This is a genomic window from Phreatobacter sp. (genome assembly GCF_027532945.1).
Taxonomy (GTDB): domain Bacteria; phylum Pseudomonadota; class Alphaproteobacteria; order Rhizobiales; family Phreatobacteraceae; genus Phreatobacter.
On the sequence record NZ_JAPZTZ010000016.1, the window covers coordinates 88499 to 110794 of the forward strand.

Genomic DNA, 22296 nt, shown 5'->3' on the forward strand with positions numbered 1-22296 from the left:
GATGACCATGCCCAACGCCCCCACCGCTCCCGTCTCCTTCACCCGCGGTGAGATCCTCCAGGCAGCGCCGCCGCCGGCGAGCCTCGTCGGTCCCATCGGCTGGATGAGGGCCAACCTGTTCTCCAGCCCGCTCCAGGCGCTGCTGACGGTCGTTGGCGCCTATATCGCCTACAAGCTCGTCTGGACCTTCGTCGATTTCACGATCATCCGCGCGGTCTGGACAGGCGCGGACCGCGACGCCTGCCTCGACGAGAAGGTCGGCCGGTCGGTCGGCGCCTGCTGGCCCTTCGTCTGGGCGAAGTTCGGCCAGTTCATGTACGGCTTCTATCCGCTGGACTCGCGCTGGCGCGTCGACCTGACCGGGATCGTCGCCATCGTCCTTTTGGTGCCGCTGCTGATCCCCTCGGTGCCCCATAAGGCGCTGAATGCGGTGCTGTTCTTCGGCGCCTTTCCGATCCTCGCCTTCAACCTTCTCTATGGCGGTTCGATCATCAATCCGTGGCTGGTCGTGCTCGGGTGGATCGCGATTGTCGCGGGCATTGGTCTGCTCGTGGCTTATCTGATGGGGCGTGCCGACGGCAGCGCCAGTGACGCCATTCTGAAATATGGCGCCGGCGCACTCGCGGTCGGCGTCGCGGCCATGGTCCTCGTGCGCTCCGGCATGTTCGCCGCACCCGCCCTCCCGGTGGTCGAGACGCGGCAGTGGGGCGGCCTGCTGGTGACGCTGGTGGTGGCCACGGTCGGCATTGTCGCGGCCCTTCCCATCGGCGTGGCCCTGGCCCTCGGCCGACGCTCGAAAATGCCGATCATCCGTTTCCTGTCGGTGGCGATCATCGAGCTGGTGCGCGGCGTGCCGCTCATCACCGTGCTGTTCTTCGCCACCTACATGCTGCCGCTGTTCCTGGAGCGTTCGCCCGACGCCATGGTGCGCGTTCTGGTCGGCGTGTCGGTCTTCTCCGGCGCCTACATGGCCGAGACGATCCGCGGCGGCCTCCAGGCGATCCCCAAGGGCCAGTTCGAGGGCGCCATGGCGCTCGGCCTCAACTATCCGCGGATGATGGGCCTCATCGTCATGCCGCAGGCGCTGAAGCTGGTCATTCCCGGCATCGTCAACGCCTTCATCGGCCTGTTCAAGGACACGACGCTGGTCTCGATCGTCGCGATCTTCGACCTGCTCGGAGGCATGCGCGCCGGCTTCACCGATCCGCAATGGGCGAGCCCGGTGACGCTCTACACGGGCTTCGCCTTCGCCGGCATCATCTACTTCGCCTTCTGCTACTTCATGTCACGCTATTCGATCTTCGTCGAAAATCGTCTCAATACCGGCCGCCGGCGCTGACAGCGCGCGTCCCGTCGTTCCAACAGGAGTCCCGCATGAGCAGCCAGGCCGCGGCCCGTATGCCGACCACCACCAACGAAGTCGCCGTGTCCATCACCGGCATGCACAAGTGGTACGGCGAGTTCCACGTGCTGAAGGACATCAACCTGACGGTCCATCGCGGCGAGCGCATCGTCATCTGCGGACCCTCGGGGTCCGGCAAATCGACCATGATCCGCTGCATCAACCGGCTGGAGGAGCACCAGCAGGGCAAGATCGTCGTCGACGGGATCGAGCTGACCAACGACCTCAAGAAGATCGACGAGATCCGTCGCGAGGTCGGCATGGTGTTCCAGCACTTCAACCTCTTCCCGCACCTCACCATCCTCGAGAACTGCACTCTCGCCCCGATCTGGGTGAAGAAGATGCCGAAGAAGGAGGCCGAGGAGGTGGCGATGCACTACCTCAAGCGCGTGCGCATCCCCGAGCAGGCCAACAAATATCCCGGCCAGCTTTCGGGCGGCCAGCAGCAGCGTGTCGCCATCGCCCGGGCGCTGTGCATGAGCCCGAAGATCATGCTGTTCGACGAGCCGACCTCGGCCCTCGACCCGGAAATGGTCAAGGAGGTGCTCGACACCATGGTGGGCCTCGCCGAGGAGGGCATGACCATGCTCTGCGTCACCCACGAGATGGGCTTCGCCCGCCAGGTGGCCAACCGCGTCATCTTCATGGACTACGGCCAGATCATCGAGATGAACGAGCCGAACGCCTTCTTCTCGAACCCGCAGCACGAGCGTACCAAGCTCTTCCTCAGCCAGATCCTGCACTGAGGGCGCGCGCCGTCCGGCTGCGAAAAGGGCGCCCCGCGGCGCCCTTTTTGTTGCGATGGATGGGGTCGGTCAGGCCGGGCCGGTGACGACCGGGCAGTCCTCGCGGCCGCCCCATTCGCTCCAGGAGCCGTCATAGAGGCCGGCCGGCTGCTTGCCGAGGGCGTCCAGGCCGAGCCAGAGGATGCCGGCGGAGACGCCGGAGCCGCAGCTGGTGATGACCGGGCGGTCGAGATCGACGCCGGCCGAGGTGAAGGCCTCGCGGATGCGCTCCTGCGAGACGAGCCGGCCGTTCTCGACGAGGGCGGAGGAGGGCACGTTGAGGGCGCCGGGCATATGGCCGCCGCGCAGGCCCGCGCGGGGTTCGGGCGCCTCGCCGCGGAAGCGGTCGGCGGGACGGGCATCGACCACCTGCACCTTGCCGCCGGAGAGCGCCTTCTTGACGTCGCCGAGGTCGGCGACCGCACCATGGTTGCGACGGGGGGTGAAGTGGCGCGCCTCGCGCGCGCGAGCCGGGCCGCTCTCCACCGGCCGCCCTTCCGCGATCCATTTGGGCAGGCCGCCATCGAGGATGAAGACGCGCTCGGCGCCGTAGCTCCGGAACATCCACCAGACCCGCGGGGCGGAGAACAGGCCGAGCGCGTCGTAGATGATGACCGACTTGCCGTCGCCGATGCCGAGCTTGCGGCAGGCTGCGGAGAAGACGGTGGCCGGCGGCATCATGTGCGGCAGGTCCGAGTCGGGGTCCTTGACCACATCGATGTCGAAGCGCTGGGCGCCGGGAATATGCGCCTCGAGGAATTCGGCATCGGCGTCACGCTTCTGGGTGGGCAGGAAATAGCTGCCGTCGAGGATGACGAGATCGGGATAGTCGAGATGCTCGGCCAGCCAGTCGGTGGAGCGCAGCCAGGGCGAGGGCAGGGTGGTCACGGGCAGTCCTCCTCAGGCGAACACGACGCGCACGCGCCGGTTCTGCTTGCCTTTTTTCTCAATCGCCGAGACGGTCATGGGGCCGATCTCGCCGGTGCGGCGTACATGGGTGCCGCCGCAAGGCTGCAGGTCGAGGCCGGCGATCTCCACCAGCCGCACCTGGCCGGAGCCCATGGGCGGCTTGACGCTCATGGTTTTGACGAGGCCCGGATTGGCCTCGAGCTCGGCATCGGTGATCCAGCGCTCGGTCACGGCGGCGTCGGTGGCGATGAGCTCGTTGAGCTTCGCCGTGATCGCGTCCTTGTCTAGCCCGGCCTCGGGAATGTCGAAGTCGAGCCGGCTCTCGTCCGTGCCGATGGAGCCGCCCGTCACGGGGTAGGGCAGGGCGACGGACAGGAGGTGCAGGCCGGTATGCATCCGCATCCGCTTGTGACGGGTCGGCCAGTCGATCCGGGCCAGCACGGTCGCTCCGACAGCCGGTGGCGTCGCGCCCGGCGCCAGGACGTGGAGGATGTCACTCTTCGTCGCGCCATAGACCGCGGTCGCGACGGGGATCTCCACATCGCCGGCACGGAGCAGGCCGGCATCGCCGGGCTGGCCGCCGCCGGTCGGATAGAAGACGGTGCGGTCGAGGCCCACGGCGACATTGCCGTCCTTCTCGGTGACCTCGATGACGGTCGCCTCGCATTCGACGAGATAGGCGTCGTCGCGGAACAGGAAGAGGGTCGGCATCAGGTCACCGGAACGAGGTCGACGAGCGGCTGGGGCGCACGCTCCAGCCAATGGGGGACCGGCAGGCCGCGACTGCGCAGGAAGGCCGGATCGTAGATTTTCGACGCGTAACGGAAGCCGTAGTCGCAGAGGATCGTCACGATCGTGTGCCCAGGCCCCAGATGGCGGGCGAGACGGATGGCCCCCGCGACGTTGATGCCGCTCGACGGGCCAACGCAGAGACCCTCGTGTTCGAGCAGGTCGAACATGACCGGGATCGCCTCCTCATCCGGGATCTGGAAGGCGATGTCGACGGGCGCGCCCTCGATGTTCTTCGTCACCCGGCCCTGACCGATGCCCTCGGTGATCGAGGAGCCGCTGGCCTCCAGCTTGCCGTGAGTGAACCAGGAATACATTGCCGCGCCCATCGGGTCGGCAAGGCCGATGGTGACGGAGGGCGATTTCTCCTTCAGCGCCATGGCGATGCCAGCGAGCGTTCCGCCCGAACCGATGGCGCAGATGAAGCCGTCGATCTTGCCTCCCGTGTCGCGCCAGATCTCCGGTCCCGTCGTCTCGATATGGGCCTGGCGATTGGCGACATTGTCGAACTGGTTGGCCCAGAAGGCGCCGTTCGGGTTCTCGCGGGCAAGGCGCGCCGCGGTGCGCTCGGAAACGCGGACAAAATTGTTCGGGTTGGAATAGGGCGCCGCGGGAACCTCGATGAGGCTCGCACCGAGCTGGCGCAGCGTGTCCTTCTTCTCCTTCGACTGGGTCTCGGGAATGACGATGACGCATTCGAGGCCGAGCGCCCGGCCGACCATGGCAAGGCCGATGCCGGTATTGCCCGCCGTGCCCTCGACAATGGTGCCGCCGGAGCGGACGAGGCCCTTGGCCATGGCGTCGCGCACGAGATAGAGCGCCGCGCGATCCTTCACGGACTGGCCGGGATTCATGAACTCGGCCTTGCCGAGGATGGTGCAGCCCGTCGCCTCGCTGGCGCGTTCCAGCCTGATGAGCGGCGTGTTGCCGATGGCCGCGACGACGTTTGGATGAATGGTCATGCTCGCGACGGGGTGCGCGTGGATGGGACCGCGGACGCTATCCGAGGCCCGATCCGCGCTCAACCCCGCCAAGTGTCGTGCGGGAGGTCAGGCGCGGCGATAGACCATCTGCCGCACATCGATGCCGCCGGTGTTGAAGCCCGCCTCGCAATAGAAGAGGTAATAGAGCCACATGCGCTGGAATCGCTCGTCGAAACCGAGCGGTGCGAGGGACGACCAGGAGGCGGTGAACCGGTCGGCCCAGTCGTGGAGCGTGCGGGCATAGTCGCGACCGAATCCGAGGTCGGTGTCGAGTGTGAGCCCGCTGGCGCGCGGCAGGTCGCGCATGTGGGTCGGCGTCGGCAGCATCCCACCGGGGAAGATATAGGCCCGGATGAAGTCGATCTCGCGCTCGTAGCCTTCCCAATAGGCCTCGTCGATGGTGATGACCTGCAGGCCGGCGCGGCCGCCGGGAGCAAGGCAGGCAGCGATACGATCGAAATAGGTCGGCCAGAATTCCTTGCCGACCGCCTCGAACATCTCGATGGACGCCACCGCGTCGTAGCGGCCGGTCTCGTCGCGATAATCCTGCAGCTTGATGGTGACGCGGTCGGAGAGGCCCGCGCGGGCCATCCGCTCGGTAGCGTAGTCGAACTGCTCCTGCGACAGGGTCAGGCCGGTCACCCTCGCGCCGAACTCCCTGGCGGCGACCTCGGCGAAGCCACCCCAGCCGCAACCGATCTCCAGCACGTGGTCGCCGGGCTTCAGGGCGAGTTCGCCGGCGAGGCGGCGATATTTGGCAAGCTGGGCCTCCTCGAGCGTCTCGGTCCCGGTTGCGAACAGCGCCGAGGAATAGGTCATGCTCGGGTCGAGCCAGGCGCGATAGAAGGCGTTGCCGAGGTCGTAATGGGCGGCGATGTTGCGCCGGGCCTGGGTGCGGGTGTTGCGATTGCGCCAGTGGCGCAACTGGTGCAGCAGACGCGCCAGCGGGTTGTAGCGCGTCAGGTTGCGCACCGCGTGCATGTTGACCGCGAAGAAGTTTAGGAAGCCCGAGAGATCAGGCGTGTCCCATTCACGGCGTATGAACGCCTCGGCAAAGCCGAGGTCACCGTCGAGGATCAGGCGCCGGGCGAAGCCGAAATCGTTGACGATCATCTCCGCCTGCGGACCGGGCTCGGTGCCGCGGAAGAGCAGGCGCCGCCTGTCGGGCAGTTGCATGGTGAGCTGGCCGTAGCGGATGGCGAGGGGATAGCCGAGCGCAAGGCGCAGGAGCGATGGCAGGCCGGCGGTCGCACGGCGCAGCGTGTCGCGCGTCACCTCAATCGTGTCGGCGAAGGAATGGCGTTGGTCTGTAATGCTCATCGAGACGGCGCCTCCGGATGTGACGGACCCCACGGCGCGCTCAGGGTCGCCGCGACCGAGCGGTCCGTCTTCCCGGTTTCGGGTCGCGCCGGGTGACGCTTCGCAGCCGAGGTCGCCCTCCGGCGCATGGGGCAGTCTAGGCCAGTTGAAAAATCCATCAATGCCTCAGGTGGTTCCCGGTCGGGGTGCAGGTCAGGCGGCGGAAGGCTCGCGGATCGTCGCGAAGGCGGCGAGCGCCCGTGTCCGAGCCGCATCGTGGTCGACGATCGGCTTCGGATAGGTTTCCCCCAGCCTGATTCCAGCCTGGAGCAGCACCGCGGGCGGCGCCTCCCAGGGCGTGTGGATCACCTTGGCCGGAAGGCCGGCGAGCTCAGGCACCCAGCGCCGGACATAGTCGCCCTTGGGATCGAATTTCTCGCCCTGGAGCATGGGATTGAAGATGCGGAAGTAGGGGGCGGCGTCCGCACCGGAGCCGGCTACCCACTGCCAGCTCGCGGGATTGTTGGCGACGTCAGCGTCGACAAGCGTATCCCAGAACCACGCCTCGCCCGCGCGCCAGTCGATCAGCAGGTGCTTTACCAGGAACGAGGCGACGATCATGCGGACCCGGTTGTGCATCCATCCGGTCTGCCAGAGTTCGCGCAGGCCGGCATCGACGATGGGATAACCGGTCAAACCCTTCTGCCAGGCCTTGAGGGCCGTTGCATCGGCGCGCCAGGGGAAGGCGTCGAAACGGTGTTGGTAATTGGCCTCGGGCAGGTCCGGAAAGTGATACAGCAGATGGTAGGCGAACTCCCGCCAACCGACCTCGGCGAGGAATTTGGCGACGTCGCGGCCCGGCTCCGTGCCGGCCACGCTGCGGGTGCGGTGCCAGATCTGCACCGGGGAGATCTCGCCGAATCGCAGATGGGGGGACAGGCGCGAGGTCGAGGCGCGGTCCGGTCGGTCGCGCCCGTCGGCATAGCCGTCGAGGCCACCTGCGAGGAAGGCCTCAAGCCGTGCCTGCGCGCCTGCCTCGCCGGGTGTCCAGTGGTCGGTGAAGCCCTTCGCCCAATTTGGCCCGGTGGGTTCGAGCCCCCAGTCCTGCAGGCTCTCGCTCGCGAGGTGGCTTCCCCATACGGCGAGGGCCGTCGGCGCCCGCAGTGGCGCGCGGATGTCGCCGAGGCGCTGATGGGCCCGCCAGAAGGGTGTGAAGACCTTCATCGGCTCGCCGACGGCGGACTTCACCTCCCAGGGCTCGCGCAGGAGATGGGCGCCGAAGCTTTCGACCATGATGCCGCGCGCCGCCAGGTCGGCCTTGATCGCCTTGTCGATGGCGATGCCGCCTGCGTCATAGCGGCGATTCCAGACGACGCTGCCGGCTCCCGTCTCGGCGATCACCGCATCGAGCACATCGGCCGCCTTGCCGCTGCGCAGGACCAGGCTCTGGCCGAGCGTTTCGAGGCTGCTTGCGAGGGCCCGGAGGCTCTGCGCAAGCCACCAGTCGGCCGCTGCCCCCATGGCGCGCCGGCCGATTCCTGGCTCTTCGCGAATGTAGAGACAGATGACGGGAGCACCGCTCGCGCCGGCCCGCGCGAGCGCGGGATTGTCGGAGAGGCGGAGGTCGTCGCGGAACCAGACTATGACGGGCACTTGCGGCATTGCGAGGTTACGGGCCGGGCAGGGGGCCGGTTCACCGAAGTGCAGCAGATTCTTGCCGTCCGCACGCTCGTAATGCGCCAGGGCCAAAAAAAGCAAAACCCCCGAAACGCGGCTTGCGTTTCGGGGGTTCGCGAATTGGCTCCCCGGGCCGGATTCGAACCAGCGACCAACCGGTTAACAGCCGGTTGCTCTACCACTGAGCTACCGAGGATCACGCTCGTCGTGAGAGCGGCGCGAATAGCACAGGTGTTTCGCACCTGCCAAGGGCCAATCGTCGCGCAACGCATTTTTCGACCGCCGGCCTGTTGAAAGACGGGCGGTTGACCTCCATCACAGGGCGATGACCGCCACGACTTCTCCTGAGACCTCACCGAAAGCCCCGTATCGCACGACGATCTTCGGGCGCTCCTACCGTTTGCCCCGTACGCGGCTACGCCGGCAGGTGCTTGGCTGGGCTTTCGTGGCCGGTGGCGTGTTCAGCGTCCTGCCGGTCCTTGGCATCTGGATGCTGCCGGTCGGATTCGTGATCCTGTCAGTCGACAGCCCGCGCGTGCGTCGGTCGCGCCGTCGGATGTCGGTGACCGTCGCACGCCGCTGGCCGAAGCTCAACGCGATGATGACGCCGAAACGTGCCTAAGGAGGAGAGAAGGTGGAGGCCTCGCCCGGAATCGAACCGGGGTGCAAGGATTTGCAGTCCTCTGCGTAACCACTCCGCCACGAGGCCATCCGGGGGGTCGCCGGACGAGCCGGCGCGGAGTGCGGAGGCTCTAGCATGGAGCCACCGACCCCGCAACCGCGCCGAGCGCAACCGGGGCACGGCTGCCGATCGCCGTCGCGGCTGCGCGTCGGCCCGTGGGACAGCTTGCCTTTTTCGCGCCGCAACCGGTAAAGACGGAGCCAGAACGGGCGCGGCGTGCCTCGCCGTGCCGATCGCGATCCGAGGATGATCCCATGATGGACTTCGCCCGCGCGCGCCGCACCATGGTCGATACCCAGATCCGCGTGAACGACGTGACCGACGCGCGCATCGTCAATGCATTGATGGCGGTGCCGCGGGAGGAATTCGTCCCCGATTCGCTCAAGGCGCTCGCCTATCTCGACGATGACATCGCGCTGGGCAGCGAACCCCCGCGCTACCTCATCGAGACCATGGTGCTCGCCCGCATGATCCAGACCGGGGCGGTCGGGGAGGGCGACCGCGTCCTCGATGTCGGCGCCGCCACCGGCTATTCGAGCGCGGTTCTTGGTCTGATCGCCGCCGAGGTGGTGGCGCTTGAGCAGGACGGCGCTCTTGTCGGGGCGGCCCGCGGCGCTCTCGGCGGCACTGCCAACATCACCGTGGTGGAGGGGCCCCTCACGGCCGGTGCCGCCTCCAAAGGTCCCTTCGACGTGATCCTCCTGGAGGGAGCCGTCGAGCAGTTGCCGCAGGCGCTCCTCGACCAGCTCGCCGAGGGTGGCCGGCTTGTCGCGGTGGTCGGACGGGGGCGCGCGGCGAAGTGCCTCGTCCACACCCGGATCGGTGCCGAGATCAGCATCCGGCAGGCCTTCGACGCCGCCATTCCCGCACTTCCCGGCTTCGACGCACCGCGCGGTTTCGTGTTCTGACCTGTCCGGGTGTGGCCTTCATGCTGCACCATGGTGGGTAACGTCGGTCTAGGCCGCCTCGGGGGTTTCCTCGCGCGTCCAATCCCTTTAACCAACGTTACCAATTGCCCTGGAGTCGTGGCGGACGCTTCGGGGGGCGCCAAAATGCAGGTGTGTCCATGACCGGAGCCACGAGGTCTCGTGCCGGCTCCGCGGCGGCAGTCTCCGTCGCGATCCTCGCCATATCCCTGACCGTTCCCCCCGCCCGGGCACAGTCGATCGAGCAGACGCTCGTCCAGACCTATCGCAACAATCCCGATCTCAATGCCGCCCGTGCCGGCGTGCGTGTCGCCAACGAGGGCGTGCCGGCCGCGCTCTCGGGCTATCGCCCGTCGGTGAACGCGACGGTCACCGCTGCCGGCCAGTATTCCGAATCCAGCGTCGGCACGCGCGGCACGAATGTCGGTGGCGTGCCGGTGACCATTGCGGGATCTCGCAGCGCGGCCCGTTTGGAGCCGCGCGCGGCCACTCTGTCCGTGACGCAGACTCTGTACGACGGCAACCGGACCACCAATACGGTCCGCCAGGCCGATCAGAACGTGCTCGTGGCGCGCGAGACGTTGCGCAATACCGAACAGACGGTGCTGCTTTCGGCCGCCACCGCGCACATGAACGTGCTGCGCGAACAGGCAGTGCTGGAACTGCGGCGTCGCAACGTCGAGGTGCTGCGCGAGCAGCTGCGTGCTACCCGCGACCGCTTCAATGTCGGCGAGGTGACCCGAACCGATGTGGCGCTCGCCGAGTCGTCGCTGCAGGCCGCCATTGCCACGGCAACCGTCGCGGAATCGGACCTCGCCAACGCCCGCGCTGTCTACCAGCAGCAGGTCGGCGTCCTTCCCAGCCGCCTCGTCCCCGCTCGTACCGTCGAACGGCTTCTGCCGCGCAATCTCGATTCCGCCGTTGTCGCCGGACAGACGGAACACCCGTCGATCATCGGTGCCCGTCACGGTGCCGACGCCCAGATGCTCCAGGTCCGCATCGCCGAATCGGCTCTCTACCCGACGCTCGGGCTGAGCGGCACTGTGACGCGCGCTGCCGAACAGGCGGTGACCAGCGGCCAATCGCTCACCGCTTCCCTCGGCGTGACCCTGACCATCCCGATCTTCGCCAATGGCGGCCGCGACTACGCGACCATCCGCCAGGCCAAGGAGCAGTATGGCCAGCGGCGTATCCAGATCGAGACCGCCGCAGCCAGCGTGCGGCAGGCCGTCATGCAGTCCTGGGCCGCGCTTGAGGCGGCGCGGGCGCAGATTCAGGCTGCCGAGGTCCAGGTCCGCTCGCAGGAGATCGCGGTCAACGGTATCCGTGAGGAGTACAAGGTCGGCCAGCGCACCATCATCGACGTGCTGAACGCCCAGCAAACCCTTACCGAGGCGCGCGTCGCCCTCGTCCGCGCCCAGCGCGACCGGGTCGTCCTGTCGTACTCGGTGCTGTCGGCCATGGGCCGTCTCAACGCCCCGCGCCTGGCCCTGCGGACGGAGATCTTCGATCCGACCCAGCACTACAACCAGGTCCGCGATCAGTGGATCGGCGTGCGCACGCCGGATGGGCGGTAAAGCGACGCTGTTTGCCTGTGGATCGCCAGCCTCTCGGTTGGCCACACACGGCGCGAGGGTGCATAGTCGTCACAGTTGATTCGGAAGCGATTCGGCCAATGGCCGGATCCGATCCCTTCGCTTCCGAGCGTGCGACGTCAGGGTAGGGCGGGGATGTCACAGACGGCCAAGGCGAACGAACCGTCGATGGAGGAAATCCTCGCTTCGATTCGCCGCATCATCGCCGATGACGAGCCGGCCAAGGCTGCGCCGGCCAAGGCGGCAGCCCCGCCGCCCCCTCCACCGCCGCCCGCACCGGCCGCCGAGGAAGCGCCGAAGTCTCAGGACGACATCGACGCGCTGCTGGCCGGTTTCGACGCCATGGAGGATGAGCCGCCTCCGCCTCCGCCGCCTCCTCCGCCGCCGAAACAGGCTGCGCCGCCCCCGCCGCCAGAGCCCGAGATCCTCGAGCTCAGCAAGGCCGACGCGGTGCCGGATCGCATGGGCATGATCAAGCCGATCGCCCAGCGTGCCGATCTGGATTTCATCGATGCGGCCCCTCCGCCGCCGCTGCCGAGCTATGCCCCGCCGGTTGGCGCGGCTCCCGCTCTGCTGTCGGCCGAGGCCCATGCCGCCGTCGGCGCCGCGTTCGGCTCGCTCGCGAGTTCGATGATGGTCGGCTCGAACCGTACCCTTGAGGACCTGCTCAAGGATATGCTCAGGCCGATGCTGAAAACCTGGCTCGACGACAACCTGCCGCAGCTGGTGGAACGGCTCGTGCGGGCCGAGATCGAGCGCGTCTCGCGCGGCCCCGGCCGCTGACGCCGCTCAGGCGGCTCTCACCGCGGCGAGCCGTCCGCGGAACCACACGATCAGCAGCGGCATGAGGATCGCGGATGCCGCGAAGAGCGGCACCGCGCCCCAATGGTCATAGACGAAGCTCGAGACGAAGACGCCGGCCGTCTGTCCCGCGAAGAAGCAGAAGGCGAAGGTGGCGATGGAGGCCCCGCGCGCCTCGGGGTTCATCTGCGTGGCGAGATTCTGGAGGGCGTTGTGGAAGAGGGCGAAACTCGCCCCGCCGATGACGATGGCGAGCGCCACGAGGGCAAGGACGGGCGCCACCGCGAGCAGCAGGAAACTCGCAGAGAAGGCAAGGGCGGCGCCGAGAAACAAGGTCGCTTGGCTGTAGCGGGTGAGCAGGGACGGCGCCGCGGAGGAATAGAGGACCGCTCCCAGCGCGCTCAGCGCCGTCAATGCACCGATGGCGGTGTAGCTGATGGCGAATTCGGCGCGCAGATAGGCGCCGAGGAAGGTGAAGGCGCCGATATAGAACGACGCCTCCATGAAGACGGTCACGAGGACGAGGCGTCCGAGCGGCGTCCGGCCGCTGGTGGCGATCTGCCGGAACGAGCCAGCGAGGCCGCCTTGCGGAGTTGCCGCCCGCTTCGACAGGACCGGATTGGTCCGCAATTGCAGCGTCAGCACGGTGCCCGCCACCACGAGGAAGGCGCCGACCATCAGGAAGACCGCATGCCATCCGAAGGCGTCGGCAATGATGCCGCCGATGGCCTGGCCGCTCACCGCGCCGGCACTCATGAAGATCATGTAGCGGGCAAGAACCGCCTGGCGCTGCGAGGCAGGGATCGTATCGCCGATGAAGGCGAGACAGTTGGGGATAATGGCCGCGCCCGTGAGCCCAGCGAGCAGGCGAAGCACCGCGATCTGGTCGAGCGTGACCGCGAAGGCGCATGCGATCGTGAACAGGCCGCAGAGGATCGCGCCCAGCGAGACGAGCCGCACCTTACCGTAGCGGTCGCCGAGCGGACCGGTGACAAGCTGGAAGCCGCCATAGGCGACCGAATAGGTGGTGACGACGATGGCCGCCGCGCCGGGGGTCGTGGAGAAGGCGTTGGCGAGCTTCGGGAGAAGAGGGTCGCAGAAGCGCAGCGCGGCCGAGGAGGCGAAGCTCGCCGAGCCGAGGATCATCAGGGACCGCCAGGGAATGGCATCCTCGGGCGGGGGCGTTGCGGTATCCTGCGTCATTGATGTCTTTGTGGCCGGATTTTGCATTGCGGCAAGCCACGGCTTCGCATGGCAGAAATGTTAGCGCACCCCACCAGTATTCGCCCGGTGAGCGCAGCCATGTGTCGCGTCTCCCTCACGATCATTGGCGGGCCCTCCCGCAACAATCACCGTTCAGAATTAAATCGGCGACAAGGGACAAGAACCTGTTAGGGTCCATTTCAATTCATCCGCGGAGCACGAACGTTGCGCCATGTGTTGCGCGGAATATTTGGTCTGATCGCCCTCGGGATCATTGGTCTCGTCACCGCGCTAGTTTTGATTGCGCGACCATTTCCCCCAATGCCGCCAGAGACCGACGTGTTCGGCTTTTCGGCCGAGCGGGACGAGCGCCCTGCACAGATGCCGCCTTTGCGGCAGCACCGCGCGCGTGACGGTGAAGCGCTCGCCTACAGGCTCTATGAGGCGACCAGCGACCGCATCCTGATCTTCGTTCACGGCTCTTCCTACCATGGCGGCGGCTATCACGACCTGGCGACCTCGATCAGCGCGGCAGGAACCGCGAAGGTCGTTTTGCCGAACCTGCGGGGTCACTATTTCTCGGGGCGCCGCCGCGGCGACGTCGAATATATCGGTCAGTACGAGGACGACGTCGTCGACCTCATCCGGGAACTACGCCGTCAGGGCCATGCGGGGCCCATCATCCTCGGCGGGCATTCCAGCGGCGGCGGCTTCGTCCTGCGCTTTGCGGGCGGGGATGGTCCGAGGCAGGAGGCGATTGCCAGCTTCGTTGCCCTCTCTCCGATCATTCCGCGCACGGCGGCTGTCCGTGGCGGCAATGCGGGCGGTTGGAACGTCGTCCATGTGCCCCGCATCGTGGGCCTCGTGGCGCTGAACATCGTCGGAGTGCATGGCTTCGACGGGCTTCCCATCATCGCCTTCAACAAGCCAGCGGCCGCATGGAACGGGACAGAGACGCTCGCCTATTCCTGGCGTCTCAACCTGTCCTATCATCCGCGCAACGATCATGCGGCGGATGTGGCGGCGATGCCGTCGCGATCGCTGATCCTCGTCGGCGACAAGGATGAGGCTGTCGACGGCAGCGCACTTCTCGATCTGCTGAAGGCCGCAGGCTACCGAGGCAATGCGGAGGTCATTGGGCAGACCACGCATTTCGGCATTTTTCACAATGATGAAACGCTGAAGCGGATGACCGATTTCATCGCGGGCGTTCCCAAGCGTTGAAGCAGCCGAATGCATCGATGGCTTTGCCCGGCCTTGGGTCATCGCTGTCGATAGCCCTGCATCGCAAAGGGCGTCCTGTTGCGCTTCAGCCGCGGAATAAGCGACACGGCCGCTGGGCAGACGGTGGTTCGTTGCGGTGTTCGTCGCTGCGGCGCTCGGATCGTGGGCCATCCATCGCTGTCCGGCCTCTGCCTCGGCACAGAGCCACTCATGGGGCGGCCCCCGATCCGAGGCAAGCTGCTGCCTTTTGGCGCTCAATTCTTGACTTCCGCGCCGTGGCGCGGCTTTGGTGCCCGCCCTAGCCACGGATCGCCTGACGCCATGCTCGAAAAGACCTATTCGCCGAAGGATATCGAGGCCCGCATCGCCGCCGCCTGGGAGGCCGCCGAGGCCTTTCGTGCCGGCCGCCCGGACCGCGCCGGCGCCGATCCCTATTGCATCGTCATCCCGCCGCCGAATGTCACCGGCTCGCTGCACATGGGCCACGCGCTCAACAACACGCTGCAGGATGTCCTCTGCCGCTACTGGCGCCTCAATGGCCGCGACGTGCTGTGGCAGCCGGGCACCGACCATGCGGGCATCGCCACGCAGCTCGTGGTCTCGCGGCAGCTGGCCGAGAAGCAGATCCAGATGCGCGACCTCGGCCGCGAGAAGTTCCTGGAGAAGGTCTGGGAGTGGAAGGCGGAGAGCGGCGGCACGATCGTCAACCAGCTGAAGCGGCTGGGGGCCTCCTGCGACTGGTCGCGCGAGCGCTTCACCATGGATGAGGGCCTGTCGAAGGCCGTCATCAAGGTCTTTGTCGACCTCCACAAGGCCGGCCTCATCTACCGCGACAAGCGGCTGGTGAACTGGGACCCGGAGTTCCAGTCGGCCATTTCCGACCTCGAGGTCGATAGCCTCGAGGTGAAGGGCAACCTCTGGCACTTCAAGTATCCGCTGAAGGACGACCCGACGCAGTTCATCACGGTGGCGACGACGCGCCCGGAGACGATGCTGGGCGACACGGCCGTCGCCGTGCACCCGGAAGACGAGCGCTACAAGCACCTCATCGGCAAGATGGTGGTGCTGCCGCTCGTCGGCCGTGAGATCCCCATTGTCGGCGACACCTATTCCGATCCCGAAAAGGGCTCGGGCGCGGTGAAGATCACGCCGGCCCACGACTTCAACGACTTCGAGGTGGGCAAGCGCCACAATCTCGAGCTCATCAACATTTTCGACGCTTCGGCCGTGGTAAACGAGAACGCCCCGGAGGCCTATCGCGGTCTGCCGCGCTTCGAGGCGCGCAAGAAGGTCGTCGCCGACCTCGAGGCGCTCGGCCTCGTCGACAAGATCGAGCCCCACACCCACATGGTGCCGCATGCCCAGCGCGGCGGCGCGGTGGTCGAGCCCTGGCTGACCGAGCAGTGGTATGTGGATGCCGCGACGCTCGCCAAGCCGGCGCTGGAAGCGGTTCGCAAGGGCGAGACGCGCTTCGTTCCCGAACGCTTCGCCGGCGACTATTTCCGCTGGCTGGAGAACATCCAGCCCTGGTGCATCTCGCGCCAGCTGTGGTGGGGCCACCAGATCCCCGCCTGGTACGCCGAGGATGGCACGATCTTCGTCGCCGCCAGCGAGGCTGAAGCGCAGGCCCAGGCCGACGCGCAGTTCGGCCGGGCAGGGGTGCCGCTGACCCGCGATCCCGACGTGCTCGACACCTGGTTCTCATCGGGCCTCTGGCCCTTCTCGACGCTGGGCTGGCCCGACGAGACGCCGGAGCTGAAGCGCTTCTATCCGACCGCGACGCTGGTCACCGGCTTCGACATCATCTTCTTCTGGGTGGCGCGCATGATGATGCTCGGCCTCCAGTTCATGGGGGAGAAGCCCTTCTCCGACGTCGTCATCCACGGCCTCGTCCGCGACGACAAGGGTCGGAAGATGTCGAAGACGCTCGGCAATGTCGTCGATCCGCTCGGCCTCATCGACGAGTTCGGCGCCGATGCGCTGCGCTTCGCGCTGGTGGCGCAGGCGAGCCAGGGCTCGGACGTGAAGTTCGCCCGCTCGCGCGTCGAGGGCTATCGCAATTTTGCGACCAAGCTGTGGAACGCGGCGCGCTTTGCCGAGATGAACGAGTGCCGCCGCGTTGCCGACTTCGACCCGAAGGCGGTCAAGACGACGCTCGCCAAGTGGATCGTCGGCGAGACGGCGAAGGCGGTTGCCGAGACCGGCGCCGCCATCGAGGCCTACAAGTACAACGATGCGGCGGGCGCGGCCTATCGCTTCGTCTGGAACATTTTCTGTGACTGGTTCCTGGAATTCGCCAAGCCGATCTTCACCGGCACCGACGAGGCGGCCAAGGCCGAGGTGCGCGCCGCCACCGCCTGGACGCTCGATCAGATCCTGAAGCTCCTCCACCCGTTCATGCCCTTCATCACCGAGGAGCTGTGGACGGTGACGGGCGAGGCGGGGCCGGCCCGCGCCGGTGTGCTGGCGCTGGCCGACTGGCCGAAGCTCGACGGCCTGATCGATGCCGAGGCAGAGGCCGAGATCGGCTGGCTGGTGGATGCGATCAGCGCCATTCGCTCGGTGCGTGCGGAGATGAACGTCGCCCCGGCGACGCAGGTGCCGCTCGTCCTCATTGCCCCATCGGACAAGACCCTTGCGACGTCAGAGCGTTACGGCGATTTGCTCAACCGTCTTGCGAGGCTTTCTGGCGTCGCCTCCGGCGCCGAGGCGCCCGCCGGCTCCGTCCAGCTGGTGGTGCGCGGCGAGACCCTCGCCCTGCCCATGGCCGGTCTCATCGACGTCGCCGCCGAGCGGACGCGCCTCGCTAAGGCGCTGAAGGAGGCGGAAGGCGATATCGCCCGCTGCGATGGCAAGCTCAACAACGCCAACTTCATGGCCCGTGCGGCGGAAGACGTCATCGCCGAGCAGCACGAGAAGCGCGCCGAGGCGGTGGAGCGCAAGGCGAGCATCGAGACGGCGATGCAGCGGCTGACCGCCCTCGGCTGATCCGCCGGTCCTATTGCCTGTCGCATGAGCACACCGGCGCGGCCATGGCCCGCCGGTGTTTTCGTGTCATTTCCGCAACAGGCTGGAACGGCTCGAAGCGGAACGGTTCCTTCACCATGTTTCGCCGCAATCCCGCCACAGGCCGGAGCGCAGAAATTTCGGGACAAACGTCTGTTTTCCATCGTCGATGGAGAACGTTTTTCTGGGCTGCCGCATTGATGGTCTTCGGGTCGTTCGTTCCGAATGTCTCCGCGTCCCTCCACCGGTCGGTCCTCAAGGTGGCGGCGCGGTGAGTGGTATGACGTTCGACAAGTCCAAATTGCCCAGCCGGCACGTCACCGAGGGCCCGTCTCGGGCGCCGCACCGGTCCTATCTCTATGCGATGGGCCTGACGACCAAGCAGATCCACCAGCCCTTCGTCGGCGTGGCCACCTGCTGGAATGAGGCGGCACCCTGCAACATCGCGCTGATGCGACAGGCACAGGCGGTGAAGAAGGGCGTCGAGGCGGCCCAGGGCACGCCGCGCGAGTTCTGCACCATCACCGTGACCGACGGCATCGCCATGGGCCATGCCGGCATGAAGTCCTCGCTGCCCTCCCGCGAGATCATCGCCGACTCGGTCGAGCTGTCCATGCGCGGCCACGCCTATGACGCGCTGGTCGGCCTTGCCGGCTGCGACAAGTCGCTGCCCGGCATGATGATGGCGATGATCCGCCTCAACGTTCCGTCGATCTTCATCTATGGCGGGTCGATCCTGCCCGGCACCTTCCGTGGCAAGCAGGTGACCGTCCAGGATCTGTTCGAGGCAGTCGGCCAGCATTCGGTCGGCGCCATGAGCGACGAGGACCTCGACGAACTGGAGCGTGTCGGCGCGCCGTCCGCAGGCGCCTGCGGCGCGCAGTTCACCGCCAACACCATGGCGACGGTGTCCGAGGCCATCGGTCTCGCGCTGCCTTACTCCGCTGGCGCGCCCGCTCCCTATGACATCCGCGATTCCTTCTGCTACGCGGCCGGTGAGAAGGTGATGGAGCTGATCGCCCGCGGCATCCGCCCCCGCGACATCGTCACCCGCAAGTCGCTGGAGAACGCCGCGACCGTGGTCGCCGCCTCGGGCGGCTCGACCAATGCCGCGCTGCACCTGCCGGCCATGGCGCATGAATGCGGCATCAAGTTCGATCTGTTCGACGTCGCCGAGATCTTCAAGCGCACGCCCTACATCGCCGACCTGAAGCCGGGCGGAAAGTACGTCGCCAAGGACATGTTCGAGGCCGGCGGCATCCCGCTTCTGATGAAGGCGCTGCTCGACGGCGGCTTCCTCCATGGCGACTGCATGACTGTCACCGGCCGCACCATGGCGGAGAACCTTGCCAAGGTGCGCTGGAACCCTGACCAGGACGTGGTCTATCCGACCTCCAAGCCCATCACCAAGACCGGCGGCGTCGTCGGCCTGAAGGGCAATCTGGCGCCGGATGGGGCGATCGTGAAGGTCGCCGGCATGAAGAAGCTGAAGTTCAAGGGGCCGGCGCGCTGCTTCGACCGCGAGGAAGAGTGCTTCAAGGCGGTCACCGAGCGCACGATCAAGGCGGGTGAGGTCATCGTCATCCGCTACGAGGGCCCCAAGGGCGGCCCCGGCATGCGCGAGATGTTGGCGACGACGGCAGCCCTCTATGGCCAGGGCATGGGCGACAAGGTTGCGCTCATCACCGACGGTCGCTTCTCCGGCGCCACCCGCGGATTCTGCATCGGCCATGTCGGTCCGGAGGCGCAGGTCGGCGGTCCCATCGCGCTGCTGCGTGACGGCGATATGATCGAGATCGACGCCGTCAAGGGAACGCTCAAGGTTCGCCTTACGGCCGCCGAATTGCGGGCGCGTAAGAAGGAATGGACTGGCCCGAAGCCGACCGAGTACGGCGCGGGCGCCATTTGGAAATATGCCCAGCAGGTCGGACCTGCGGTTGACGGTGCCGTGACCCATCCGGGCGGTGCCGGGGAAAAGCACGTCTATGCGGATATCTGAGCTTTCCAGCCTGATGCGCGTCGCCTGTGCGGCGACGCTGCTCACCGGGAGCCTCCCGGTGACCCAGGCTTTGGCCTTTGACGGTCAGCCGGCCGGCGACGCGCGCTCGGCGCTCGACGCCTTCCGCGCCTATGGCCGGGCCCTGCGCGACGGCCGCACGGACGATGCCGTCTCGGCGCTTCAGTATGCCGCGAGCGGCGGCCATGCCGCCTCTGCCTGGCGCCTGGGGCGTATGTACATGGAGGGCGAAGGTGTCGCCCGCTCCGACCTCAAGGCCTTCGAGACCTTCCGCCAGATCACCATCACCCGCCGCGATGAGGGCCCGACCTCGCCGGACGCGCGCTTTATCTCCTCGGCCTTCGTTGCCATGGGCAACTATTTCGTCGAGGGCATTCCGAACACCTATGTGCGGCCCGACCCGGCCAAGGCGGTCGAGCTTTATTTCTACGCCGCCTCGACCTTCGGCGACGCTGATGGCCAGTTCCGACTCGGCCGCATGATGCTGGAAGGCAAGGGCACCCAGCGCGATCCGCGTCAGGCCGCCCGCTGGCTGCAGCTCGCCGCGCAGAAGAGCCATCACCAGGCGCAGGCCGTTCTCGGCCACATGCTGTTCACCGGCCGCGACGTGCCGCGCGCCGCGCCGCGGGGCCTGATGTTCCTGACGCTGGCCAAGGAATCGGCGAACGAGAACGAGACCTGGATCGCCGACATGTACGAGGAGGCGATGCGCCAGGCCTCGGACGACGAGCGCGGCGTGGCTCTGCGCATGGTCGAGGCCTGGATCAAGACCGTCCGCCGATGACCGGCGAGGGCACATGACGGCGGCGGACGGAGCGCTCTTCACGCCTCAGGCCCTGACCCATCCCGTGCAGCCATTGGGGCTTTTGCCCTTCCTGCGCCGCCTCATCGACAATCCGCTCGCCACCTGGCCACAGGCCGTCTTCGAGGAGAAAGCCCTCGAGGTTCCGTTCGGCAAGCGTGGCCTGCTCTTCGTGATGGACCCGCCGCTGGTCGATGAGGTGCTGGTGGGCAAGGCGTCGTCCTTTCCCAAGGCGCCCATCATCCGCCGGACGATCGGGCCGGCGGTCGGCGACGAGTCGATCTTCACGGCCGAGGGCGCCGCCTGGCGCTGGCAGCGCCGCGCCGCCTCGCCGCCGTTCCGGCACGGGACGATCCTGTCCTTCATGCCGGCCTTCTCCACCTCCGCTGCCGCCACGGTGGAGCGTCTCGGAGCCTCCTCCGGCGCGACCATCGACATGGCCGAGGCGATGATGGAGACGACCTTCGACGTCATCGTCGAGACGATGCTGTCGGGCCGCACGCGTTTCGACACGAAGCGTTTCGGCGAGGAGATTTCGCGCTATTTCGACACCGTTGGCTGGATCGCCGCCTATACGACCCTGCGCCTGCCGGAATGGCTGCCTTACCCCGGGCGGCGGCGCGCCATGGCCGGCAACCGCTTCCTCAGGGCCGAGATGGCGCGGGTCATTGCCGAGCGGCGGGCTGAGCCCCTGGCGGAACCGGATCTGCTCGATGCGCTGATCGCCGCGACCGACCCGGAAGACGGCCGGGCCATGACCGATGCGGAACTGGCCGACAACCTGCTCACCTTCGTTGTCGCAGGCCACGAGACGACGGCGCTGGCGCTGACCTGGGCGCTCTGGCTGGTCGGCAACGCGCCTGCGGTCGAGGCGCGGCTGGTCGAGGAGGTGGCCCAGGTGGTCGGCGAGGGGCCCGTTGAGGCGCGCCACATCGAGGGCCTCGTCTATGCGAAACAGGTCATCCAGGAGGCGATGCGTCTCTATCCGCCGGCGCCGATCATTCCGCGCATCGCGGCGGAGGAGGTGACGCTCGGCGACAAAGTCCTGGCCAAGGGCACGCCGGTCTACATCCCCGTCTATGCGGTCCACCGCCACACACTGATCTGGGACAACCCCGCAGCCTTCGATCCGGACCGCTTTGCGCCCGACAAGGCCCGCCAGCTCCATCGCGGCGCCTATCTGCCCTTCGGCGCCGGCCCACGCATCTGCATCGGCGCAGCCTTCGCGCAGATCGAGGCGGTGGCGATCCTCGCGACCCTCATCCGGTCCCTGCGCTTCGTGCCGCTCGCCGGCCACAAGCCCATGCCGACGACGCGGCTGACGCTGCGCCCCGAGGGCGGCATGCCGATGCGGGTGGAGCGGCGTTAGACGCTGATTTCACACCAGACCGGCACGTGGTCGCTCGGCTTCTCCCAGCCGCGGACATCTCGGTCGATGCCGGCAGTGACAAGGCGGTCGGTTGCCTGCGGCGACAGCATCAGGTGGTCGATGCGGATGCCGTTGTTCCGCTGCCAGGCGCCGGCCTGATAGTCCCAGAAGGAGTAGAGGCCGGGGGTATCGTCGCAGGCGCGCAGCGCGTCGGTGAAGCCGAGGGCCGTGAGCTCCCGCAGCTTTCCCCGCGATTCCGGCTGGAACAGCGCGTCGTTCACCCAGTCCTTGGGGTTCTTCGCGTCCTCCGGCATGGGGATGACGTTGTAGTCGCCGCAGAGCAGGAACGGCTCCTCCAGCGCCAGCCGCGCGCGGGCATGGCGGATGAGTCGGTCCATCCAGGCGAGCTTGTAGGTGAACTTTTCGGTGCCGAGCGGATTGCCGTTGGGCAGGTAGAGGCTGGCGACGCGCACCGCGCCGCTCCCGGTCGAGACGACCGCCTCGAGATAGCGGGCCTGTTCGTCCGAATCGTCACCGGGCAGCCGCGGCGTCACGTCCTCGAGCGGCAGCTTCGAGAGGATGGCGACGCCGTTATAGGTCTTCTGCCCGTGGGTCGCGACATTGTAGCCGGCGCTCTCGAAGGACTCGCGCGGGAAGGCCTCGTCGACGCATTTCAGCTCCTGCAGGCAGACGATGTCGGGATCGCGCTCCTTCAGCCAGGCGAGCGTGTTCTCCACCCGGATCTTGACCGAATTGACGTTCCAGGTGGCGACGATCATGACGGGTCCTGCGATTCTGCGGCCGGCGCACTCTAGCGCCACTGTTGG

Annotated in this window: 18 protein-coding genes and 2 tRNA genes; 11 read left to right on the forward strand and 9 right to left on the reverse strand. The window is 67.1% G+C overall.

Annotated features, from left to right (window positions below):
- The first annotated feature begins 1 nt into the window (after nucleotide 1).
- A complete protein-coding gene (locus tag O9344_RS12900) occupies nucleotides 2-1339 on the forward strand; it encodes an amino acid ABC transporter permease (RefSeq protein WP_363321938.1) in 1338 nt (445 codons plus the stop codon).
- A 59-nt stretch (nucleotides 1340-1398) separates the two neighbouring features.
- Nucleotides 1399-2148 carry an amino acid ABC transporter ATP-binding protein gene (locus tag O9344_RS12905; RefSeq protein ID WP_211353820.1) on the forward strand — a complete coding sequence of 250 codons (750 nt, stop codon included), beginning with the start codon at nucleotides 1399-1401 and terminating at the stop codon, nucleotides 2146-2148.
- Between the two features lie 69 nt (nucleotides 2149-2217).
- On the opposite strand, the gene sseA is transcribed toward O9344_RS12905, so the two are convergent.
- The 6 genes from sseA to O9344_RS12935 all read right to left on the reverse strand — a co-directional run bounded on the left by sseA (nucleotide 2218) and on the right by O9344_RS12935 (nucleotide 8040).
- Nucleotides 2218-3075 carry a 3-mercaptopyruvate sulfurtransferase gene (sseA, locus tag O9344_RS12910; protein ID WP_298477743.1) on the reverse strand — a complete coding sequence of 286 codons (858 nt, stop codon included), beginning with the start codon at nucleotides 3073-3075 and terminating at the stop codon, nucleotides 2218-2220.
- Between the two features lie 12 nt (nucleotides 3076-3087).
- Nucleotides 3088-3807 (reverse strand): alanyl-tRNA editing protein, encoded by a 720-nt coding sequence (locus tag O9344_RS12915; protein ID WP_298477746.1) that lies wholly within the window; start codon nucleotides 3805-3807, stop codon nucleotides 3088-3090.
- The gene (locus O9344_RS12920) at nucleotides 3807-4847 is read right to left on the reverse strand and encodes a cysteine synthase A (protein ID WP_298477749.1); all 1041 of its coding nucleotides are present in this window, start codon (nucleotides 4845-4847) and stop codon (nucleotides 3807-3809) included. The genes O9344_RS12915 and O9344_RS12920 overlap by 1 nt, the downstream gene beginning before the upstream one ends.
- Before the next feature lie 87 nt (nucleotides 4848-4934).
- The gene (locus O9344_RS12925; RefSeq protein WP_298477752.1) at nucleotides 4935-6188 is read right to left on the reverse strand and encodes a cyclopropane-fatty-acyl-phospholipid synthase family protein; all 1254 of its coding nucleotides are present in this window, start codon (nucleotides 6186-6188) and stop codon (nucleotides 4935-4937) included.
- A 192-nt stretch (nucleotides 6189-6380) separates the two neighbouring features.
- Nucleotides 6381-7829, reverse strand: coding sequence for a deoxyribodipyrimidine photo-lyase (locus O9344_RS12930; RefSeq protein ID WP_298477754.1), 1449 nt, complete (start codon nucleotides 7827-7829; stop codon nucleotides 6381-6383).
- A gap of 136 nt (nucleotides 7830-7965) precedes the next feature.
- Nucleotides 7966-8040, reverse strand: a tRNA-Asn gene (locus O9344_RS12935).
- A 129-nt stretch (nucleotides 8041-8169) separates the two neighbouring features.
- Between O9344_RS12935 and O9344_RS12940 the strand changes: the two genes are divergently transcribed.
- The gene (locus tag O9344_RS12940) at nucleotides 8170-8466 is read left to right on the forward strand and encodes a hypothetical protein (protein ID WP_298477757.1); all 297 of its coding nucleotides are present in this window, start codon (nucleotides 8170-8172) and stop codon (nucleotides 8464-8466) included.
- Nucleotides 8467-8479: 13 nt separating this feature from the next.
- On the opposite strand, the gene O9344_RS12945 is transcribed toward O9344_RS12940, so the two are convergent.
- A tRNA-Cys gene (locus tag O9344_RS12945) sits at nucleotides 8480-8553 on the reverse strand.
- Nucleotides 8554-8780: 227 nt separating this feature from the next.
- On the opposite strand from O9344_RS12945, the gene O9344_RS12950 reads away from it, so the two are divergent.
- The 3 genes from O9344_RS12950 (at nucleotide 8781) to O9344_RS12960 (ending at nucleotide 11830) form a co-directional block, all read left to right on the forward strand.
- A complete protein-coding gene (locus O9344_RS12950; protein WP_298477760.1) occupies nucleotides 8781-9434 on the forward strand; it encodes a protein-L-isoaspartate O-methyltransferase in 654 nt (217 codons plus the stop codon).
- 158 nt (nucleotides 9435-9592) lie between these two features.
- The gene (locus O9344_RS12955) at nucleotides 9593-11029 is read left to right on the forward strand and encodes a TolC family outer membrane protein (RefSeq protein ID WP_298477763.1); all 1437 of its coding nucleotides are present in this window, start codon (nucleotides 9593-9595) and stop codon (nucleotides 11027-11029) included.
- Nucleotides 11030-11182: 153 nt separating this feature from the next.
- Nucleotides 11183-11830, forward strand: a complete 648-nt coding sequence (locus tag O9344_RS12960) for a DUF2497 domain-containing protein (RefSeq protein WP_298477766.1) — start codon at nucleotides 11183-11185, stop codon at nucleotides 11828-11830.
- Nucleotides 11831-11836: 6 nt separating this feature from the next.
- Here O9344_RS12960 and O9344_RS12965 read toward each other — a convergent pair whose 3' ends face one another.
- Nucleotides 11837-13051: an MFS transporter gene (locus O9344_RS12965; protein ID WP_298477769.1), complete on the reverse strand. Its 1215-nt coding sequence runs from the start codon at nucleotides 13049-13051 to the stop codon at nucleotides 11837-11839.
- A 234-nt stretch (nucleotides 13052-13285) separates the two neighbouring features.
- Between O9344_RS12965 and O9344_RS12970 the strand changes: the two genes are divergently transcribed.
- The 5 genes from O9344_RS12970 to O9344_RS12990 all read left to right on the forward strand — a co-directional run bounded on the left by O9344_RS12970 (nucleotide 13286) and on the right by O9344_RS12990 (nucleotide 21469).
- Entirely contained in the window at nucleotides 13286-14275 is a 990-nt protein-coding gene (locus tag O9344_RS12970; protein ID WP_298477874.1) for an alpha/beta fold hydrolase, read from the forward strand.
- Nucleotides 14276-14596: 321 nt separating this feature from the next.
- The gene (locus tag O9344_RS12975) at nucleotides 14597-17263 is read left to right on the forward strand and encodes a valine--tRNA ligase (RefSeq protein WP_298477773.1); all 2667 of its coding nucleotides are present in this window, start codon (nucleotides 14597-14599) and stop codon (nucleotides 17261-17263) included.
- 298 nt (nucleotides 17264-17561) lie between these two features.
- Nucleotides 17562-19280, forward strand: a complete 1719-nt coding sequence (ilvD, locus tag O9344_RS12980) for a dihydroxy-acid dehydratase (protein WP_298477776.1) — start codon at nucleotides 17562-17564, stop codon at nucleotides 19278-19280.
- A gap of 58 nt (nucleotides 19281-19338) precedes the next feature.
- On the forward strand, nucleotides 19339-20082 hold the full coding sequence (locus O9344_RS12985; RefSeq protein ID WP_298477779.1) for a tetratricopeptide repeat protein: 744 nt from the start codon (nucleotides 19339-19341) through the stop codon (nucleotides 20080-20082).
- 13 nt (nucleotides 20083-20095) lie between these two features.
- Nucleotides 20096-21469 carry a cytochrome P450 gene (locus tag O9344_RS12990; RefSeq protein ID WP_298477782.1) on the forward strand — a complete coding sequence of 458 codons (1374 nt, stop codon included), beginning with the start codon at nucleotides 20096-20098 and terminating at the stop codon, nucleotides 21467-21469.
- On the opposite strand, the gene xth is transcribed toward O9344_RS12990, so the two are convergent.
- Nucleotides 21466-22248 carry an exodeoxyribonuclease III gene (xth, locus tag O9344_RS12995; protein WP_298477785.1) on the reverse strand — a complete coding sequence of 261 codons (783 nt, stop codon included), beginning with the start codon at nucleotides 22246-22248 and terminating at the stop codon, nucleotides 21466-21468. The two genes, O9344_RS12990 and xth, sit on opposite strands and share 4 nt — an antisense overlap.
- Nucleotides 22249-22296: the final 48 nt, after the last annotated feature.

Coding starts and splice junctions, on each gene's coding strand:
- O9344_RS12900 (WP_363321938.1), top strand. CDS start 2: ATGACCATGCCCAACGCCCCCACCGCTCCCGTCTCCTTCACCCGCGGT.
- O9344_RS12905 (WP_211353820.1), top strand. CDS start 1,399: ATGCCGACCACCACCAACGAAGTCGCCGTGTCCATCACCGGCATGCAC.
- O9344_RS12915 (WP_298477746.1), bottom strand. CDS start 3,807: ATGCCGACCCTCTTCCTGTTCCGCGACGACGCCTATCTCGTCGAATGC.
- O9344_RS12920 (WP_298477749.1), bottom strand. CDS start 4,847: ATGACCATTCATCCAAACGTCGTCGCGGCCATCGGCAACACGCCGCTC.
- O9344_RS12925 (WP_298477752.1), bottom strand. CDS start 6,188: ATGAGCATTACAGACCAACGCCATTCCTTCGCCGACACGATTGAGGTG.
- O9344_RS12930 (WP_298477754.1), bottom strand. CDS start 7,829: ATGCCGCAAGTGCCCGTCATAGTCTGGTTCCGCGACGACCTCCGCCTC.
- O9344_RS12940 (WP_298477757.1), top strand. CDS start 8,170: ATGACCGCCACGACTTCTCCTGAGACCTCACCGAAAGCCCCGTATCGC.
- O9344_RS12950 (WP_298477760.1), top strand. CDS start 8,781: ATGATGGACTTCGCCCGCGCGCGCCGCACCATGGTCGATACCCAGATC.
- O9344_RS12955 (WP_298477763.1), top strand. CDS start 9,593: ATGACCGGAGCCACGAGGTCTCGTGCCGGCTCCGCGGCGGCAGTCTCC.
- O9344_RS12960 (WP_298477766.1), top strand. CDS start 11,183: ATGTCACAGACGGCCAAGGCGAACGAACCGTCGATGGAGGAAATCCTC.
- O9344_RS12965 (WP_298477769.1), bottom strand. CDS start 13,051: ATGACGCAGGATACCGCAACGCCCCCGCCCGAGGATGCCATTCCCTGG.
- O9344_RS12975 (WP_298477773.1), top strand. CDS start 14,597: ATGCTCGAAAAGACCTATTCGCCGAAGGATATCGAGGCCCGCATCGCC.
- ilvD (WP_298477776.1), top strand. CDS start 17,562: ATGACGTTCGACAAGTCCAAATTGCCCAGCCGGCACGTCACCGAGGGC.
- O9344_RS12990 (WP_298477782.1), top strand. CDS start 20,096: ATGACGGCGGCGGACGGAGCGCTCTTCACGCCTCAGGCCCTGACCCAT.
- xth (WP_298477785.1), bottom strand. CDS start 22,248: ATGATCGTCGCCACCTGGAACGTCAATTCGGTCAAGATCCGGGTGGAG.